The organism is Providencia sp. PROV188 (assembly GCF_027595165.1).
Lineage (GTDB): Bacteria > Pseudomonadota > Gammaproteobacteria > Enterobacterales > Enterobacteriaceae > Providencia > Providencia lanzhouensis.
In genome coordinates this window covers 1,422,124-1,438,047 of record NZ_CP097291.1, presented here as the reverse complement: position 1 = coordinate 1,438,047, position 15,924 = coordinate 1,422,124, and the positions used below count along the sequence as shown (strand labels likewise).

The 15,924-nt window shown below is 42.4% G+C and carries 21 protein-coding genes; 16 read left to right on the top strand and 5 right to left on the bottom strand.

Translation table 11 applies throughout. The annotated features are described in order from the left end of the window. The first annotated feature begins 2 nt into the window (after positions 1-2). Together fliS and fliT are read left to right on the top strand one after the other, a co-directional pair. Positions 3-401, top strand: coding sequence for a flagellar export chaperone FliS (gene fliS / locus M5X66_RS06385; RefSeq protein WP_006657543.1), 399 nt, complete (start codon positions 3-5; stop codon positions 399-401). Further along, positions 391-780, top strand: coding sequence for a flagellar protein FliT (gene fliT, locus M5X66_RS06380; RefSeq protein ID WP_036951364.1), 390 nt, complete (start codon positions 391-393; stop codon positions 778-780). Before fliS ends, fliT begins: the two co-directional genes overlap by 11 nt. Before the next feature lie 129 nt (positions 781-909). On the opposite strand, the gene def is transcribed toward fliT, so the two are convergent. Further along, positions 910-1,416 carry a peptide deformylase gene (gene def / locus M5X66_RS06375; protein WP_270103945.1) on the bottom strand — a complete coding sequence of 169 codons (507 nt, stop codon included), beginning with the start codon at positions 1,414-1,416 and terminating at the stop codon, positions 910-912. Between the two features lie 563 nt (positions 1,417-1,979). On the opposite strand from def, the gene M5X66_RS06370 reads away from it, so the two are divergent. The 4 genes from M5X66_RS06370 to M5X66_RS06355 all read left to right on the top strand — a co-directional run bounded on the left by M5X66_RS06370 (position 1,980) and on the right by M5X66_RS06355 (position 4,609). After that, positions 1,980-2,462 (top strand): DUF4822 domain-containing protein, encoded by a 483-nt coding sequence (locus tag M5X66_RS06370; RefSeq protein WP_270103944.1) that lies wholly within the window; start codon positions 1,980-1,982, stop codon positions 2,460-2,462. Positions 2,463-2,748: 286 nt separating this feature from the next. Next, complete coding sequence (locus M5X66_RS06365) at positions 2,749-3,300, top strand: hypothetical protein (RefSeq protein ID WP_270103943.1); 552 nt, start codon at positions 2,749-2,751, stop codon at positions 3,298-3,300. A 10-nt stretch (positions 3,301-3,310) separates the two neighbouring features. After that, the gene (locus M5X66_RS06360; protein ID WP_270103942.1) at positions 3,311-3,886 is read left to right on the top strand and encodes a YadA C-terminal domain-containing protein; all 576 of its coding nucleotides are present in this window, start codon (positions 3,311-3,313) and stop codon (positions 3,884-3,886) included. A gap of 258 nt (positions 3,887-4,144) precedes the next feature. After that, complete coding sequence (locus M5X66_RS06355; RefSeq protein WP_270103941.1) at positions 4,145-4,609, top strand: DUF1097 domain-containing protein; 465 nt, start codon at positions 4,145-4,147, stop codon at positions 4,607-4,609. Between the two features lie 95 nt (positions 4,610-4,704). On the opposite strand, the gene M5X66_RS06350 is transcribed toward M5X66_RS06355, so the two are convergent. The 4 genes from M5X66_RS06350 to fliE all read right to left on the bottom strand — a co-directional run bounded on the left by M5X66_RS06350 (position 4,705) and on the right by fliE (position 6,461). Beyond that, positions 4,705-5,064: a hypothetical protein gene (locus tag M5X66_RS06350; RefSeq protein ID WP_154600292.1), complete on the bottom strand. Its 360-nt coding sequence runs from the start codon at positions 5,062-5,064 to the stop codon at positions 4,705-4,707. A gap of 10 nt (positions 5,065-5,074) precedes the next feature. Further along, positions 5,075-5,488, bottom strand: a complete 414-nt coding sequence (locus tag M5X66_RS06345) for a hypothetical protein (RefSeq protein WP_270103940.1) — start codon at positions 5,486-5,488, stop codon at positions 5,075-5,077. Between the two features lie 24 nt (positions 5,489-5,512). After that, positions 5,513-5,932, bottom strand: a complete 420-nt coding sequence (locus tag M5X66_RS06340; RefSeq protein WP_036951375.1) for a hypothetical protein — start codon at positions 5,930-5,932, stop codon at positions 5,513-5,515. A 217-nt stretch (positions 5,933-6,149) separates the two neighbouring features. After that, entirely contained in the window at positions 6,150-6,461 is a 312-nt protein-coding gene (fliE, locus tag M5X66_RS06335) for a flagellar hook-basal body complex protein FliE (protein WP_036951378.1), read from the bottom strand. A gap of 250 nt (positions 6,462-6,711) precedes the next feature. On the opposite strand from fliE, the gene fliF reads away from it, so the two are divergent. The 10 genes from fliF to fliO all read left to right on the top strand — a co-directional run bounded on the left by fliF (position 6,712) and on the right by fliO (position 15,918). Continuing rightward, entirely contained in the window at positions 6,712-8,403 is a 1,692-nt protein-coding gene (gene fliF / locus M5X66_RS06330; RefSeq protein WP_132494667.1) for a flagellar basal-body MS-ring/collar protein FliF, read from the top strand. Further along, positions 8,400-9,392, top strand: a complete 993-nt coding sequence (fliG, locus tag M5X66_RS06325) for a flagellar motor switch protein FliG (protein WP_006657530.1) — start codon at positions 8,400-8,402, stop codon at positions 9,390-9,392. The genes fliF and fliG overlap by 4 nt, the downstream gene beginning before the upstream one ends. After that, on the top strand, positions 9,385-10,116 hold the full coding sequence (gene fliH / locus M5X66_RS06320; protein WP_036951383.1) for a flagellar assembly protein FliH: 732 nt from the start codon (positions 9,385-9,387) through the stop codon (positions 10,114-10,116). The genes fliG and fliH overlap by 8 nt, the downstream gene beginning before the upstream one ends. Continuing rightward, positions 10,113-11,477: a flagellar protein export ATPase FliI gene (gene fliI, locus M5X66_RS06315; protein WP_270103939.1), complete on the top strand. Its 1,365-nt coding sequence runs from the start codon at positions 10,113-10,115 to the stop codon at positions 11,475-11,477. Before fliH ends, fliI begins: the two co-directional genes overlap by 4 nt. An 11-nt stretch (positions 11,478-11,488) precedes the next feature. Beyond that, on the top strand, positions 11,489-11,932 hold the full coding sequence (gene fliJ / locus M5X66_RS06310) for a flagellar export protein FliJ (protein WP_036951388.1): 444 nt from the start codon (positions 11,489-11,491) through the stop codon (positions 11,930-11,932). Next, positions 11,933-13,348 carry a flagellar hook-length control protein FliK gene (locus tag M5X66_RS06305; RefSeq protein ID WP_270103938.1) on the top strand — a complete coding sequence of 472 codons (1,416 nt, stop codon included), beginning with the start codon at positions 11,933-11,935 and terminating at the stop codon, positions 13,346-13,348. A 162-nt stretch (positions 13,349-13,510) separates the two neighbouring features. Continuing rightward, positions 13,511-13,996: a flagellar basal body-associated protein FliL gene (gene fliL, locus M5X66_RS06300; RefSeq protein WP_036951392.1), complete on the top strand. Its 486-nt coding sequence runs from the start codon at positions 13,511-13,513 to the stop codon at positions 13,994-13,996. A gap of 5 nt (positions 13,997-14,001) precedes the next feature. After that, complete coding sequence (gene fliM / locus M5X66_RS06295; RefSeq protein ID WP_036951396.1) at positions 14,002-15,009, top strand: flagellar motor switch protein FliM; 1,008 nt, start codon at positions 14,002-14,004, stop codon at positions 15,007-15,009. After that, the gene (fliN, locus tag M5X66_RS06290) at positions 15,002-15,418 is read left to right on the top strand and encodes a flagellar motor switch protein FliN (RefSeq protein WP_036951399.1); all 417 of its coding nucleotides are present in this window, start codon (positions 15,002-15,004) and stop codon (positions 15,416-15,418) included. Before fliM ends, fliN begins: the two co-directional genes overlap by 8 nt. 2 nt (positions 15,419-15,420) lie before the next feature. Then, positions 15,421-15,918 (top strand): flagellar biosynthetic protein FliO, encoded by a 498-nt coding sequence (gene fliO, locus M5X66_RS06285; RefSeq protein WP_036951402.1) that lies wholly within the window; start codon positions 15,421-15,423, stop codon positions 15,916-15,918. Positions 15,919-15,924: the final 6 nt, after the last annotated feature.

Genomic DNA, 15,924 nt, shown 5'->3' with positions numbered 1-15,924 from the left:
GCATGTATCAACGTAAAGCTAATCAAGCCTATCAGCAGGTCAGTTTGGAGAGTGAAATCGCCAATGCGACCCCGTATCAACTGATCCAAATCCTGTTTAAAGGGGCCTTAAGTGCCCTTAAACGGGGGGAAATTTTTATGGAGCAGGGAAACATTGCTGAAAAGGGTAAAGAAATCTCAAAAGCAATCGACATCATTGACACGGGATTAAAACAATCGCTAAATTACGAGGCTGGTGGCGAACTTGCTGAAAATTTAGCAAGTTTGTATGAATACATGACGCGGCAATTGCTCCGCGCCAACATAGAAAACAACGTGACTTATGTCCAAGAAGTTTACCAATTACTCTCCGATATCGCCTCTGCATGGCAACAAATCGGTGCAAATGTGGATGAAAGATAACCAGGTGGACAATAAAAATCCTCTCTATTTACTTGAAATATATCGTAATGTCTTAATATTAAGTGAAAACTTAGTTTCGCTCGCACAATCAGGGGAATGGGAGTCATTAATCTCCCGAGAAACTGAATATGTCCTTGCCGTTGAGAATTTAACGGCTTTGACTCAAGAATATGAGCAGGAACAACCTATTACTGACGACTTTGTGCAGTTACTACACCAGATCATTGAAAACGAACGAGTGACAAAAGAACACTTACAAAATCATTTGAATTTTTTAAGTAAAGAAATCAAACAGCTCGACCAACAAAAGGTATTGAATAATAGCTACGGCCAATTTGATCAACCCGATGCTCCAAGGGTTATTAAACCTCTCGAGTAAACGGTAAAGTGTCAGGCAGTTAACCTGACGCTTAACTTAATAGGACAACCCAATTGGCACAAAGCACGCAATAGCAGCTCCCCGAATCACACTTGTTGGGTCTCGGGAAGCCGTAAAATAGATGAGAACTTACTGCTGTTTTAATCTTTGCTGCTTTTTGAGCTTTTTCAACAACATATTGCGCTTTAACGTGGATAAGTGGTCAATAAACACTTTACCGTTTAAATGGTCAATTTCATGTTGCATGACAATCGCTAAAAACTCGTCACTGTCGACAACAAACTCCTTGCCGTCACGGTCAAACGCCTTCACCTTCACACGCAAAAAGCGTGGCACATCTGCGTAAACATCCGGTACGGATAAACAACCCTCTTGATAGCTCGTCTCCCCTTCGCTCTCAATAATTTGTGGGTTGATAAATACCATTGGCTCATTACGTTCTTCCGAAATATCAATCACCATAATGGCTTTGGTTTCGGCGATTTGCGTTGCCGCCAACCCGATACCGTTGTCAGTGCTGTACATGGTTTCAATTAAATCATCGACCAATATTTGTACTGCTGCGAAATCCGTAACGGGACTGCACTGAATACGCAATCTTTCATCTGGAATTTCAATAATTTCTCTTACTGCCATAGCTAAAATCCTGTTAATTCAATTACTTTTACTCAAGCCCATGTGTTTTTACTTAAACCTATGCGTTAAAGTATCACCCTTTTTTTGCCCACAAAAGATGCAAAAAATGGCAAAGTGGCTTGGAGATGAAAATTTCACAGAAAAATAACATGATCTAAGACAAAATACATCTGAAATCACCAGAAAATTCTCCGTATAACCCCTTTCTACAGGCAAAATCCAACGTATTTGATTGAGATCAGACAATCCGTATAAACAAGTATTTGTAAATTTTTCATGGTAAACCGACCAAAATATAAATCTGAATTAACACTGATTAGATAGCTTAGCTATAATTTTATTTCGACTTTCTATTTAATACTGTTTTTAACAGAAAAATTACATGGGATAAGCCGAGTTTTGTTTGCTGATGCCTATTTTCTTTGAATACATAACCCAACGTAAGCTTACATTTTTAATAATTAATCATAATTCTTACCTTTGCTTTGCTCGCTGTTTAATTAATGATGAAGACCTGTTCGATTTTGTTACTCACATTTCTAATCTTAATAAATGGAGTTCTTATGAAATTAAAACCGATTATTGCCGCCCTGATTGTGATGTCCACCACTGCTGCTTTTACAGCTCAAGCTAACTCAACGGCGCCTGTTGCAAAGCAAGCTGTTAGCGCAAAAAAAGCCAATGCCTATGAAGAGATTATGATTGATAAAGTCTGGGTAACCACTCAAGCTGTCGATCAAGATAAAAAAGAGGTGCCTGCAACAGATAAACAAGTGGCAAACTTCTTTGGGCTTGCAGAGTATTACCCAGATGGTACTTTTAAGATGCTAACCCTTGAGGGTTCGCCAAAAATGCAGGGTGATTGGTCATTCAGCGAAGATGGTAAAACCCGCTCATTAACTGCAAAAGATGACAAAGGTGAAGTCCTGTTTACTCGTGTAGTTGAAAACGTGACCGTGACACCGGAAGAATATACTTACCGAATTTACCCATCACAGGATGATAAAACCAAATATTTTGATATCGTCCATAAAGTGAAGAAATAGCTTATACCATGATTGGGGAATGTATTTAATATTCCCCTATTTCTCAGTTATTAGCTTGATAAAAATTAATTTTTAAATTACTTTAAAGCATCCCAGAATTACACTTCATTCCCATCATCAATTCTATTGTACTAATCTTAATCCAACACGATTTTCCCGAACCAATTAAATTAAAAAACAGATTTTACCCACCAAAACATATCTCTTATTATTCTCTCCCGAACATAAGTATCGACTTATATAAATCTCGATATTTATTCCTTTTACGTTATATGGATATTTCGTTATGAAAAAAAAACTATTAAGTGCTGTTAGTATAGCTATAATTTCTTCATTATCTACTCAGTCATTCGCAATAGCTAATAACTATCAAGAGGCTATAAATGCCCCTTATGATTACCCTGAGCACCGATATGAGGATAATAGAACCACTTTTGAGTTCGAAAATGATAAAAAACTTAATGATAATATTAATAAATATACTGAGATAGCCGAAAGCATGGCGCCTGTTGTTGATGTTCTAGCGTATGCAATCGAAACATCATCACCATTAATTAAAAAATTATCCTCATTAAAAGAAAAAGAGCCTGCTATCTTACCCCCTATTACTTTAACTAACTCATCAATATCAGAAAATCCTCTATCCAGAGCCCCAAAGAGTAACCTTGCCCATTTAGAGAATAAAATCGAAGATAATAATCATGCAATTAATTTATTAAACATGTCTATTAATGATTTAAGCCAAGAAAATAATAATCAAGAAAAAAACATAGCTGAAAAAGGAAATTCCATTAAGAAATTACAAAGCTCTTTATCTGATTTAGAAAAAAAACTTTGATGATAGTGACATGAAGAATAAAAAATATGTTGATGATGAAGTTTTTAGAAGTGAAGCTATTACAACTTTATTAATTGATGACACAAACAAAAAACATGAAACAGATACCAAACAACTGAATATTGCCATAGAAAAGCTCGATAAAGACATTAGAGAAAGTGATCTAATTACAAGCCAATTAATTGAAGATGCAGAAAAAAATAGTAAAGCTCATGCTGATTTAATTTTACGTAATCAACAAATGCTTAATATCGACCGTTTTGATAAACTCGACAAACAAGAAAAACTTCAAACACAGCAGCTCAATCAAATAAATACCCGAGTTGACCAAATGGAAAGTAAAATCCACCAAACAGCTCGTGATGCAAATGCCGGTATTGCTTCAGTTGCTGCAATGACCAATATTCCTTACACCACCAACACACGTTTTAGCGCCGGATTAGGCTTAGGTAATTTTAAAAATGGTAACGCCATCGCAGCTGGAGCTCAGTATCAAGTTAAGCAAAACTTAAATCTGCGTAGCTCTATTTCCTGGAATAACTCGGATAGAGCCGTTCTCGGTGCAGGTATTGCTTACGGTTGGTAATCTTTAACCAATAACTATCTTTATTCTTCTCGCCATATTTATTAGCATCAATGTAAATTGATGCTAATTTTTATTTAACGATTAATTATCAATATCCCTATTCAATTTTCCAAAATTGAATTTAATTCACCGTTCTCACTTTTAACTCATACATTATGTCTTTTCTCTGTGCTGATTATCCATCATTTAATTGCAACAATTAAAATCCCTCTATACAATGCTCTGCTTTCTCAAATTCTTATTTATAAAGTCATCATTGTGAAACTACTTTTTTCTCTGTCATTAACGACTGCAATTCTTTCTGGGTTATGGGCATGGGTTGCTGATGTATTTGGCTTGATCAGTTGGGCGGGATTTTTAGGATGTACCGCTTATTTTGCCTATCCGAAAGATGGTGTGAAGGGTTTGCTGGTGACAGCATTAACAGCGCTAAGTGGTGTTGTTTGGGGATTAGTTATTATTCATAGCGATAAATTCACCCATGATCTGCCTAATTTTGCAGGCTACTTTGTGACCACAGTTATCGCTTTTGTCATGTGTTTTCAAGCCCAAAAATCGTGGCTTGCCTATATTCCAGGAACCTTTATTGGTGCCTGCGCAACCTTTGCAGCACAAGGAAATTGGCAATTGACTATCCCGTCGCTTATTGTCGGCGTTTTATTTGGCTACGCCATGAAGCAAAGTGGTCTCTGGCTAGTCAAAAAACTGGATAGAACTTCCTGATGTATAACGTAAACCTATTTTTAATCAGAAATATCTAAGCGACTTATAAAAATGAGGGTAATAATTACCCTCTTACTATCAAAAAAATTTACATTTTATTTATAGGATATTGATGCTGCACTGATTTTATTTGATGAACAGCTGGTTATTTTAATATTTGAATTTGATAAATATGCAGTATTCATCAGCTGGAACATTGCTCTACCATACTCGTTCCCAACCGATTCCAATATAGATATTTCCTTTGTATCCGCATCTCCATCACGTAGAGTTATTGTAAAAAAAGCCCTTTTATTAAATACATCTTGCTCACCTAATGTAATAGTAGAAATTCTTTTTTCTTTGTTGAGGTAGGCATTACAATTATCTGAAAATGCCTTATTTATAATATTCTGATTTGCCATTGAAAAACTTGAAGACAACACACAGACTAATAAAATTATTTTTTTCTTCATGATATAAATCCTATTTTGTGAAGTTATTTTTTAAATGATTTAGACACCCTGATGAATAAGAAAAAATAGTATGAACTGATAAATCTGGAAGAATAGCCATATACACAAAACCATCATCATCGAAATTTAAATTACAAAGAAAATAGTCATTAGTTTTATATTTGTATCCAGATGCTGTTTCTATTTCAACAGTCCAGTAATCAAAATGAGATAAAAAACCGGTCTCATATGGGAATGAATGTCCTAATTTAGTTGTGCTCATATTTTTTAGGTTACTGTAATCAGCAGTAATATTAAGCATACTATGAGGATAGTCTGTAGAGTGCGTGACACTAACAGATTTTAGCTCCTGCAAAGAGCAGTTCATCACATAGAAATAACCAGTATGGCTAGTTGCAAGTGATTTTTCTATTACGTTATCCATTTGCCTCCAATTTTTATTAAAAAATTAATTATGGCAACCACCTGAATTTGAGAATTTTATAAACAATCTAAAATCTTTTGCTATATTAATAATCACAATGCCATTATCCCAATGTCGTATATTACAGGCTTGTTTTCTATAAGATATAGTTTTTCCTGTTGACATTTTGAAATCAACATCCCAATAATCCGTATGACTCCATGCCATTACCGTGTATGTAAATTCACATCCAAACTCAGCCATTTCCAAATGCTCTAGCTTATCAATTCGTTGTGTCGATTTATTACCTTTCAATCCTGAATAATAACTAACAACAATAGAATTAATAGTTTCACCGCTACTATTTAATATAAAGAACGCACCTTTTTTAATAACACTTTCGTACTCCTTTTTATTGATAATATTATCTCGCCCGTGATTTTCACTAATATCATTATCATTCATAACATACCCATTATTATTGAACTCATAAAATAAACACTAGTTTAGTGTATTACCCATTCACCCTACATGAGTAAGAAATAGTTATATTAAAAATGACAAAAAGAAATAATAATAGATTAACTTATTTATTGATGCTTACTTCGCAATTTAAAAACAAATAAAAAACGCAGGCATTGCCTGCGTTTCGTATCAATACATAAATATTAAAGAATGATAATCACACAGGCATTGACATGATCTCTTGATACGCTGCTACCAGCTTATTACGCACCTGAATGCCCATTTGTAGGCTCAAGCTGGCTTTTTGCATATCGACCATCACATCATTTAATGAAACATCCGGCTTACCGAGGGTAAAATCTTGCACTTTCTGCGCAGATTGTACACGGGTTTCATTGATTTGGTTCACGGATGCCACTAAATGATCGGCAAAACCCACCGGCTCTACAACGGGTTTGGTATTATGTGCAGCTTGAGTTGCCACCACATTTAATTGGGAAACCACCCCTTCAATCGCTTGAATCGTCATTCTGTTCTCTTCGGTTAGTCGATAAGTTGAGCAAAAAATTGCCGTCACGAATTTTAGTTTGCCTACCCTACCACACCGTTTTTTACTTGAAGCCGATAAATAACACCAAAATTATAGGCTGATTCCGTCATTAGATTGCATCAAGACAATAAATAATAGCAGCGTAAAAAAATGAGGTTACGAAGAGGGAAATAAGATTGTTTCACCAAACGTATATTCATCCGTTTAGTTTGCATAGCAGGGAATATTTATGAGTACCGCATCTAAAGATACGGGGGAGGCCAAAAAAGGTTTTGCCTCACTGATCGAAAGCATCAAAGCCGACCCTAAAATACCATTAATTATTGCCGGTGCTGCTGCGATATCTATTATTGTCGCCCTGCTCCTCTGGTTTCGTAGCCCTGACTACCGTGTGCTACTGAGTAATCTGAGTGCAAAAGATGGTGGCGATATTGTCGGTCAATTGACCCAGATGAACGTCCCTTATCAAATCGCGGATAACGGCAGCGCTATTCTTGTGCCTGCTGATAAAGTCCATGAATTACGTTTGAAACTGGCGCAATCAGGTTTACCGAAAGGTGGCAATACCGGTTTTGAACTGCTTGATAAAGAACAATTTGGTATCAGCCAATTTAGTGAGCAAATCAACTATCAGCGCGCCCTTGAAGGCGAGCTGTCTCGTACCATCGAATCCCTCAGCCCAGTTCAAAGCGCCCGAGTCCATTTGGCTATCCCTAAACCAACCTTATTTGTCCGTGAACAAAAACTGCCGACCGCCTCGGTCACTGTCGGTTTATTGCCAGGCAGAATGTTGGATGAAGGGCAAATTAGCGCTATCGTTCACATGGTTTCCAGCAGCGTGACCGGCTTAACTGCCGCCAACGTGATCATTGTCGATCAAACGGGTCGCCTGCTGACCAACAACGACAACAGCCAACAATCTGCCAATAGCGCACAAATCAAAATGACTAAAGAGATGGAGGCTCATCTTAAAGAGCGCATTGAAGATATTCTGTCGCCATTAGTCGGTCGTGCCAATATTCACGCGCAAGTCACCGCGCAAATGGATTTTTCAAAAGTTGAGCAGACTTCTGAAGAGTACAAACCAAATCAAACTCCTGATGCCGCTGCGGTACGTTCTCGCCAGAATAGCGAAAGCCTACAAAACAGTAATGGCGGTCCAAGTGGCGTACCGGGTGCCTTATCTAATCAACCTGTTAGTGCACCAAGCGCACCGATTGATGCTAATAAAGAAAGCACCGATGGAAAAACCGCAGGGAATACCCGTAATGGTACTCTCAATACTCAGCGTGATGAAACCACAAACTACGAAGTGGATCGCAAAATCAGTCACACACAGCGCCAAATTGGTGTCGTTGACCGACTGTCTGTTGCGGTGATCGTCAATTACCAATCCCAAGAAGGTGAGAAAGGTCCAGAAATGAAGCCGCTCCCACCGGAAATGTTACAGCAAATTGATGCATTAACCCGTGAAGCGATGGGCTATTCTGCGCAGCGTGGCGACTCCATCAATATCACTAACTCCTTATTTACTGACGATACGCCAGTGGTTGAAGAGCCATCGTTATTGAATAACCCACAGGTGATTGGTCAAGCTTTAGATTACGGCAAAATCTTGCTGATTGCGTTGATTGCGTGGTTTATGTGGCGCTTTGGTATCAAACCTCAGTGGGTGAAATATCGCAAAACCCAACAAGCGCAAATTGATGCTGAAATGTCCATTGCCAATGCATCTCAAGTTAAAGCGCCGTTCGTGGTGGAAGAAGAAATTAGTGAAGATATGGACGAGAAAACCCGTCGCCGTCTTACTCGCCAACGTGTTAGCGCTGAAATTCAAAGCCAGCGTATTCGTGAAATGGCAGAGAAAGACCCACAAGTTGTGGCAATGGTTATCCGTCAGTGGTTAGGAAAATCCCAATGAATTTAACTGGAACAGAAAAAAGCGCCGTGATGTTGATGACACTCGGCGAAGATCAGGCAGCTGAAGTGTTTAAGCACCTGAATCCCAAAGAAGTTCAGCAATTGAGTATGGCGGTGTCCAACATGCGCCAAATCTCCAACAACGAACTGGCGGAAGTGCTCACCGAGTTTGAAGAGTCGGCAATTCAGTTTGCCGCCTTAAATATCAACACCAACGACTATCTGCGTTCGGTGTTGGTCAAAGCCCTTGGGGAAGAACGTGCTGCCAGCCTGTTGGAAGATATTTTCGAGAAGCAAGAGACCACCTCGGGTATCGAAAGCCTCAACTATATGGAGCCACAAACGGTTGCCGATATTATTCGCGACGAGCATCCACAAATCATCGCCACAATCTTGGTTCACTTAAAACGCAACTTAGCGGCCGATGTTTTAGAACTGTTCGAAGAGCGTCAGCGTAACGACATTATGCTGCGTATCGCAACATTTGGTGGTGTTCAGCCAGCCGCATTAGCTGAGCTGACCGAAGTTCTGAACAACCTGCTAGACGGTCAGAACCTCAAACGCAGCAAAATGGGTGGCATAAGAACCGCGGCAGAAATTATCAACCTGATGAAAAATCAGCAAGAAGAAAGCGTTATCGATGCCATGCGTGATTACGATGGTGAGCTGGCTCAGCGCATTATCGACGAAATGTTCCTGTTCGAAAACCTTATCGAAGTGGACAACCGCAGCATTCAGCGCATTCTGCAAGACGTGTCTACCGACTCGCTGGTTATTGCCCTCAAAGGCAGCAACCAAGCTCTACGCGACCATTTCCTCAACAATATGGCAGCGCGTGCAGCCGAGATTGTTCGCGACGACCTGGAATCTCGAGCACCAGTCCGTATGTCACAAGTGGAAACCGAACAGAAGGCTATTCTGATGATTGTTCGCCGCTTAATGGAGAAAGGCGAAATCGCGATTGGTGGTGGAGACGACGTGTATGTCTAATACATCCAAAAATAATCAGCAGTGGCAGCCTTGGCAGTTACGGGAACTTAATCAATGGGATCTGAATTCATCGGCTATTCCGCCGTTGAATGACGTTCCTGAGCCAAACACGCCGAAAGTCCCCTGCTTAGAGCCAAAAGAAGTGCTCGAGCAGATCAACTTGCTGGATAACATCAAAGAGGATGCCCAGAAAACGGGCTTTCAACAAGGCTTTGAAAAAGGTCAAAAAGAGGGTTATCAAGCTGGTTTTACGGAAGGCTTACGTTCTGGAGAGCAGCAAGGGAGCGAGCAAGCCCTCGCCCTTCAGCAACCGGTAATTGAAACGTGGCAGAAACTGTTATCAGAATTTCACTATTCGCTAGATACTTTTGACACCGTCGTTACCACCAAATTACTGCAAATCGCGCTAACTGCCGCGAAGCAAGTTTTAGGGCAATCTACCGTGTGCGATGGCACCGCGCTATTAGAAGAAATTAGCCATTTAATGCAACAAAAACCAATATTTGCGAGCCAGCCTGAACTGCATGTGAACCCGAATCATGTGGCGCTTATCGAACAACACTTAGGCTCATTGTTAGACTTGAATGGCTGGCGCTTAGTCGCCGACCCAAGCCTGCATATGGGTGGCTGTCGCGTGGTCGCTGAAGATGGTGAAATTGATATGACCGTAGCCACTCGCTGGCAAGAATTATGCCGCCTGTATGCACCGGAGAGCTTGTCATGACTGCGAGACTCGGCCGTTGGATAGCGTCTCTTGATGACTTAGAGTCACGCATGAAAGGCATTCCGATGGTACGCCGCTATGGACGTTTGACCAAAATTACAGGTCTCGTGATGGAAGCCGAAGGCATTAAGATGCCTTTAGGCGCCACCTGCTATATCGAACGCATTATTAATGGTGGCACTGACGAAGTTGTCTGCGAAGTGGTTGGCTTTAACGGCTCTCGCATGTTGTTGATGCCGCTCTCCGACCTCGAAGGTATTTCCCCGGGGGCGCGCGTGTATGCGCAAACTTCGGGAGAAGACGGACAAACGAGTCGCCTGCTGCCACTCGGCAATGAATTACTTGGGCGCGTATTAGATGCCCAAGGCACTCCATTAGATGGCAAAGGACCACTGGAAACCAAACAACGGGCGCCGCTAATCACACCATCCATCAACCCGCTAGAGCGTACACCAATTCACGATATTTTAGATGTGGGCGTACGAGCGATTAACTCGCTGTTAACTGTCGGTCGCGGTCAACGTATGGGGCTGTTTGCAGGCTCTGGCGTCGGTAAAAGCGTCTTACTCGGCATGATGGCGCGTTTCACTCAAGCGGACATTATTGTCGTTGGGTTGATCGGTGAGCGTGGGCGCGAAGTTAAAGACTTTATTGAAAATATCTTAGGTGCTGAAGGGTTACGCCGTGCCGTTGTCGTCGCCGCGCCGGCTGATGTTTCACCGTTACTGAGAATGCAAGGGGCATCTTACGCTACCCGCATCGCAGAATATTTCCGTGATCAAGGTAAAAGCGTATTGCTTATCATGGATTCACTCACACGCTACAGCATGGCACAGCGTGAAATCGCGCTTGCTGTCGGTGAACCTCCGGCAACCAAAGGCTATCCACCGTCCGTGTTTGCAAAATTACCTGCATTGGTTGAGCGTGCTGGTAATGGTAAAAACGGCGGTTCGATTACAGCCTTTTATACCGTATTGACCGAAGGGGATGACCAACAAGACCCGATTGCCGACTCCGCTCGCGCTATTTTAGATGGGCACATTGTTCTGTCACGCTCATTGGCAGAATCTGGGCACTACCCTGCCATTGATATTGAAGCATCCATTAGCCGTGCAATGACGGAGCTTATCGCTAAAGAACATTATCGCAAGATCCAGCGCTTTAAACAGCTCACATCCAGCTATCAACGCAACCGTGACCTGATTAACGTCGGCGCTTATGCCATGGGCAGCGACCCAATGCTCGATACCGCAATTCAGTATTACCCAAGAATGTCGAAGTTTTTACAGCAAGATATTGATGAACGTTGTGATTATCAAACCGCTTGTGAACAACTGGCTCATGTTGTTCCCAATGAATAACGAGGAATGCGATGTCCAATAGTCATGCATTAGCGACCTTACTGAGCTTAGCAGAAGATGCCTCAGAGGAAGCGGCTAAAGTCCTTGCTCAAGTCCGCCAAACGCACACGCAAATGGCGGAGCAATTGCACATGTTGGAAAACTATCAGTCGGAATATCGGCAGAAATTAAACCAAACGTTGCACACGGGCATGGACTCGGACAAATGGCAAAACTATCAGCAATTTCTTGTGACCTTGGAGCTAACTATTGAGCAGCAACAGCAACAGTTAACGCTCTGGGAACAACGTGTCAGTGACGCCAATCGTCATTGGCAAGAAAAACAGCAACGCGTCAATGCGTTCGATACCTTGATCCAGCGTGCAGAACACACTCAAAGCCAACGTCAAAATCGCTTAGAGCAGAAACAGATGGATGAATTTGCTCAACGCGCGACTTTACGGAGAACCCAATAAATGGACGTCAATGCAAACCTGTTACCGGTCCCCCCTACCGCTAACTCCGCGAAGGAACAGCCGCGAGACAAGCAGATTGATGAAAATCAAGCACCTGCCGTACCCTTTCAGGCAGTTCTTGAAAACCAGCAATTACCAGAAAAAAATAGTGATAGCGCCCCAACGTTTAATGGCACTGCTAACGAAACGCCTTTGAATCAACAGATCAGTGAGCAAAAACAATCTGATGCAGCCACTGCCGCCTCAGAAAAATCCACTGACGCGCCATTAGCAACGGACAAAATCGCGACCACAGAAAATCAGTTAACTCAAAAACAACAAGCTGAAAATACCTTAGCGCAGCTGAATTTCCGCCGTGACCTCAATGCACAATCACCACTACAAGCGGAGCTATTAACGGGTAAACAAAGCGAGGAACACGCCTTAATTAGCCAATTAAAACAAGCCATGGATGAGCGTATTCAAACGGCCGCTAACCCGCAAACCAGTGCGGAGAAATCCTCTGCAACTCCGTTCACTCAAACACTGCAACAACTGACAGATGTGGCGCGTAACGTGACGCCATTTGATGATAAAACCTTGGCTGGAGCACAATTGCAGCTCGCCGGGGAAGCCGATGAACCGACACTCGCTTTAATGAGCAAAAAAGAGGTCGGTGAGCGTCGCGATCAAGCGTTATTTGCACTGGATAATCCACGCACAATCCCAACAAAAGATCTGAATCAAGATGCGATGTCGCTCGGTAAAAAAGCGCCAGGCACAGAATCATTGTCACAAATCGCCAGTGCAACGGCTGAAAATACCCAGAATCTTCAAAACAGTGCTAAAGGGGCTTTTAGTGTTCAAACTGAAAGCAGCGCATTTAACAATACAGCGACGCCTTCTGTAACGCATGTAGCCGGTATTATGGCGACACCATCTGCCACACCAATGCCAACGGCAACGCCTGCAATGCCAACGCCAACCATGAACCTTGCTGCGCCATTTGGTACTGAAGCTTGGCAACAACAACTTAGCCAACAAATGCTGTTTTTCTCTCGCCAAGGGATTTCTCAAGCGCAAATTCGCTTACATCCTGAAGAGTTAGGTTCCCTAAATGTGCATTTACGTATCGAAGATAATCAAGCCGTGATGCACTTTGTTTCTCCACATAGCCATGTTCGTGCTGCAATGGAAAGCATGATGCCAGTCCTGCGCAGTGCATTGCAGGAAAGTGGTATTCATTTAGCGCAAGGCTCTGTGGGGCAAGATAATTTTAGCGGTCAATCAAACGCGGAACAGCAATCTCGCCAACATGATGGGCAAATTCAGCCAACCCATCCAACAATGGGCACGGTTGGTATCAGTGAATCTCATGCCAGCGTGAGTGGGGTTAAATTGCCAACACATCAAGGTGGAATTAATACCTTTGCCTAAGAAATAATCTAATGGCGGTAATTTCAGGTCTAAAGCGTCGAGTTACCGCCTTTTTGTTTCGTTTTTCACTCCTTTAACTCTTCCCAATCTAGGGATAATGCTAGAGATCATAAAGTATAAAACTCCGTATGGGTTTGGCATTTACAACAGGAATTTTGCAACATGTCGTCTTCACGCAATCAATCTAAACGTTCGAACAAAGGGTTAATTTTACTGTTTGCCCTCATCGCCTTAGCCGGTGCAGGTTTCGGTGGTTACAGCTGGTGGACGACAAAACAAGAGGCGCAGGAGACTGCGAATGGGGAAGAAAAACGCCCCAATATGCCTCAACCGATTTTTATGGAGTTAGAACCGTTTACCGTTAACCTGCCAGGGGTAAACAATGCGGCAGATCGCGTGCTCTATATCCACATCACCTTACGTCTAGCGAATGAAAAGTCGCGTAAGCAACTTCATGAATACCTACCAGAAGTGCGTAGCCGCCTACTGTTATTGCTGTCAGAACAGCAATCTAAAAACATGGGCACTAACGAGGGTAAGTTGCAATTAATGAAAGATATTAAGGGGACACTCACCCCTACCCTGATCCCAGGCGATACCGATCAGGATATTTCAGACGTGTTATTTACTACTTTTATTCTGCGATAAGACCCATGAGCGATAATATTTTATCTCAGGCTGAAATTGATGCGCTACTCAATGATGACGCGCCATCAAGCGAGCAGCCATCCACGGATCTTCAAGGCAAAGACAACGTTCGCCCTTATGACCCGAATACCCAACGTCGGGTATTTCGCGAGCGTATGCAGTCCTTGGAAATTATTAATGAGCGTTTTGCCCGTCAGTTTCGTATGGGGTTGTTTAACATGTTGCGCCGGAGCCCGGATATCACGGTTGGCGCCATCAAAATCGAACCTTATCATGAATTTGCGCGTAACTTGCCAGTTCCAACCAACCTAAACTTGATCCACATGCCACCGCTTCGCGGCACCGCATTGTTCACTTTCGAACCTGCGTTAGTGTATATCGCCGTGGATAACCTGTTTGGGGGAGATGGTCGATTCCCTGTCCGTTCTGAAGGCAAAGAATTTACCAATACAGAGCAACGTATTATCAACCGTATGCTGAAGCTGGCTTTAGGCGCTTACCGTGATGCGTGGAAGCCAATTGCTGACGTGGAAGTCGAGTATGTGCGTTCTGAAATCCAAGTTAAATTCACCAACATCACCACTTCCCCGAACGATATCGTGGTGACAACCCCGTTCTTAGTGGAAATTGGTAATACCGTCGGTGAGTTCAGTATCTGTATTCCTATTGCCATGATTGAACCATTGCGTGAACGGTTAATTAACCCACCAATGGAGCAAGGGCATCAAGAAAATGAAGCGTGGGTAACCAATTTAGTCACGCAAGTAAAACGTTCAGAACTTGAACTGATTGCCAATTTGGTTGAGATCCCGCTGCGTATTTCTCGCTTACTGCAATTGCAAAAAGGGGATGTGCTCCCTATCGAGAAACCTGACCGTCTTATCGTCAATGTTGATGGCGTGCCAGTATTAACCAGTCAATACGGTACCCAAAACGGCCAGTATGCGCTGCGTGTGGAACATTTGATTAATCCTGTTTTAAACACTCTAGATGAGGAAAGTACCAATGAGTGAGGCGAAGAATTCTCTTGATGCATCAACCAACCACAATGAAGAGGATCTGTGGGCTGAGGCGCTGGAACAGCAAAAACAAGCGGAATCCGCCTCCGCAGGTATGCAAAATTTTGATAATTTCGACGGACAAAATCCATTAAATCAATTATCTGATGTCGATATGATCATGGATATTCCAGTTCGCCTATCGGTGGAACTGGGTCGCACCAAGATGACGATTAAAAAATTGCTGAGCCTGTCTCAAGGTTCTGTGGTTTCTTTAGATGGCTTAGCCGGTGAACCATTGGATATCCTGATCAACGGCTATTTAATTGCCCAAGGTGAAGTGGTCGTGGTGTCTGACAATTATGGTATTCGTATCACTGACATCATCACACCATCAGAACGTATGCGCCGCTTGAGCCGTTAAAAATGTCTGACGAAACAGCCACACCTTTGCAAACCGAGGCATCCTTGCAGACACCAGCTTCACAGATTGATTCGGCGCACACTCAAAAGCCTTTTTTGACCAGCACCGTCAGCAGCGAAGGTAACTCTGCACAAGCTATCAACCAAAATGATAGCTTAGCACAGATTTCAGGGGCACTTGGCGGGATCATTTTACTGATCTTACTGGGTGCATGGCTGTTTAAGACATTTGGGTTTGGACGTAATCCGCTTGTTAAGCAGCAACTGATTAATGTGAAAGGTCGTTGTACTCTGGGTGGCAAAGAGCGCGTTGTCGTGGTGGAAGTGAATAACGAATATTTAGTGCTGGGCGTCACATCACAATCCGTGAATTTGCTGCACCAGTACCCTGCACCACTAGAAAATGATGTTGTGAACTTTGCCTCTGAACCGTTAACGTTTCAGTCGATTTTCAAGAAAAAACAGGATGCTGCTAACGCTGTGGCACCTGAAAAACAGTAACCGGAA

Excerpts from the sequence above, each read along its gene's own strand:
- fliF (WP_132494667.1), top strand. The coding sequence starts at position 6,712 with ATGAGTACCGCATCTAAAGATACGGGGGAGGCCAAAAAAGGTTTTGCC.
- fliS (WP_006657543.1), top strand. The coding sequence starts at position 3 with ATGTATCAACGTAAAGCTAATCAAGCCTATCAGCAGGTCAGTTTGGAG.
- fliE (WP_036951378.1), bottom strand. The coding sequence starts at position 6,461 with ATGACGATTCAAGCGATTGAAGGGGTGGTTTCCCAATTAAATGTGGTG.
- M5X66_RS06360 (WP_270103942.1), top strand. The coding sequence starts at position 3,311 with ATGAAGAATAAAAAATATGTTGATGATGAAGTTTTTAGAAGTGAAGCT.
- M5X66_RS06370 (WP_270103944.1), top strand. The coding sequence starts at position 1,980 with ATGAAATTAAAACCGATTATTGCCGCCCTGATTGTGATGTCCACCACT.
- fliN (WP_036951399.1), top strand. The coding sequence starts at position 15,002 with ATGAGTGAGGCGAAGAATTCTCTTGATGCATCAACCAACCACAATGAA.
- fliH (WP_036951383.1), top strand. The coding sequence starts at position 9,385 with ATGTCTAATACATCCAAAAATAATCAGCAGTGGCAGCCTTGGCAGTTA.
- def (WP_270103945.1), bottom strand. The coding sequence starts at position 1,416 with ATGGCAGTAAGAGAAATTATTGAAATTCCAGATGAAAGATTGCGTATT.
- fliO (WP_036951402.1), top strand. The coding sequence starts at position 15,421 with ATGTCTGACGAAACAGCCACACCTTTGCAAACCGAGGCATCCTTGCAG.
- fliT (WP_036951364.1), top strand. The coding sequence starts at position 391 with ATGAAAGATAACCAGGTGGACAATAAAAATCCTCTCTATTTACTTGAA.
- fliL (WP_036951392.1), top strand. The coding sequence starts at position 13,511 with ATGTCGTCTTCACGCAATCAATCTAAACGTTCGAACAAAGGGTTAATT.
- fliJ (WP_036951388.1), top strand. The coding sequence starts at position 11,489 with ATGTCCAATAGTCATGCATTAGCGACCTTACTGAGCTTAGCAGAAGAT.
- M5X66_RS06305 (WP_270103938.1), top strand. The coding sequence starts at position 11,933 with ATGGACGTCAATGCAAACCTGTTACCGGTCCCCCCTACCGCTAACTCC.
- M5X66_RS06340 (WP_036951375.1), bottom strand. The coding sequence starts at position 5,932 with ATGAATGATAATGATATTAGTGAAAATCACGGGCGAGATAATATTATC.
- fliI (WP_270103939.1), top strand. The coding sequence starts at position 10,113 with ATGACTGCGAGACTCGGCCGTTGGATAGCGTCTCTTGATGACTTAGAG.
- M5X66_RS06350 (WP_154600292.1), bottom strand. The coding sequence starts at position 5,064 with ATGAAGAAAAAAATAATTTTATTAGTCTGTGTGTTGTCTTCAAGTTTT.
- M5X66_RS06345 (WP_270103940.1), bottom strand. The coding sequence starts at position 5,488 with ATGGATAACGTAATAGAAAAATCACTTGCAACTAGCCATACTGGTTAT.
- fliM (WP_036951396.1), top strand. The coding sequence starts at position 14,002 with ATGAGCGATAATATTTTATCTCAGGCTGAAATTGATGCGCTACTCAAT.
- fliG (WP_006657530.1), top strand. The coding sequence starts at position 8,400 with ATGAATTTAACTGGAACAGAAAAAAGCGCCGTGATGTTGATGACACTC.
- M5X66_RS06365 (WP_270103943.1), top strand. The coding sequence starts at position 2,749 with ATGAAAAAAAAACTATTAAGTGCTGTTAGTATAGCTATAATTTCTTCA.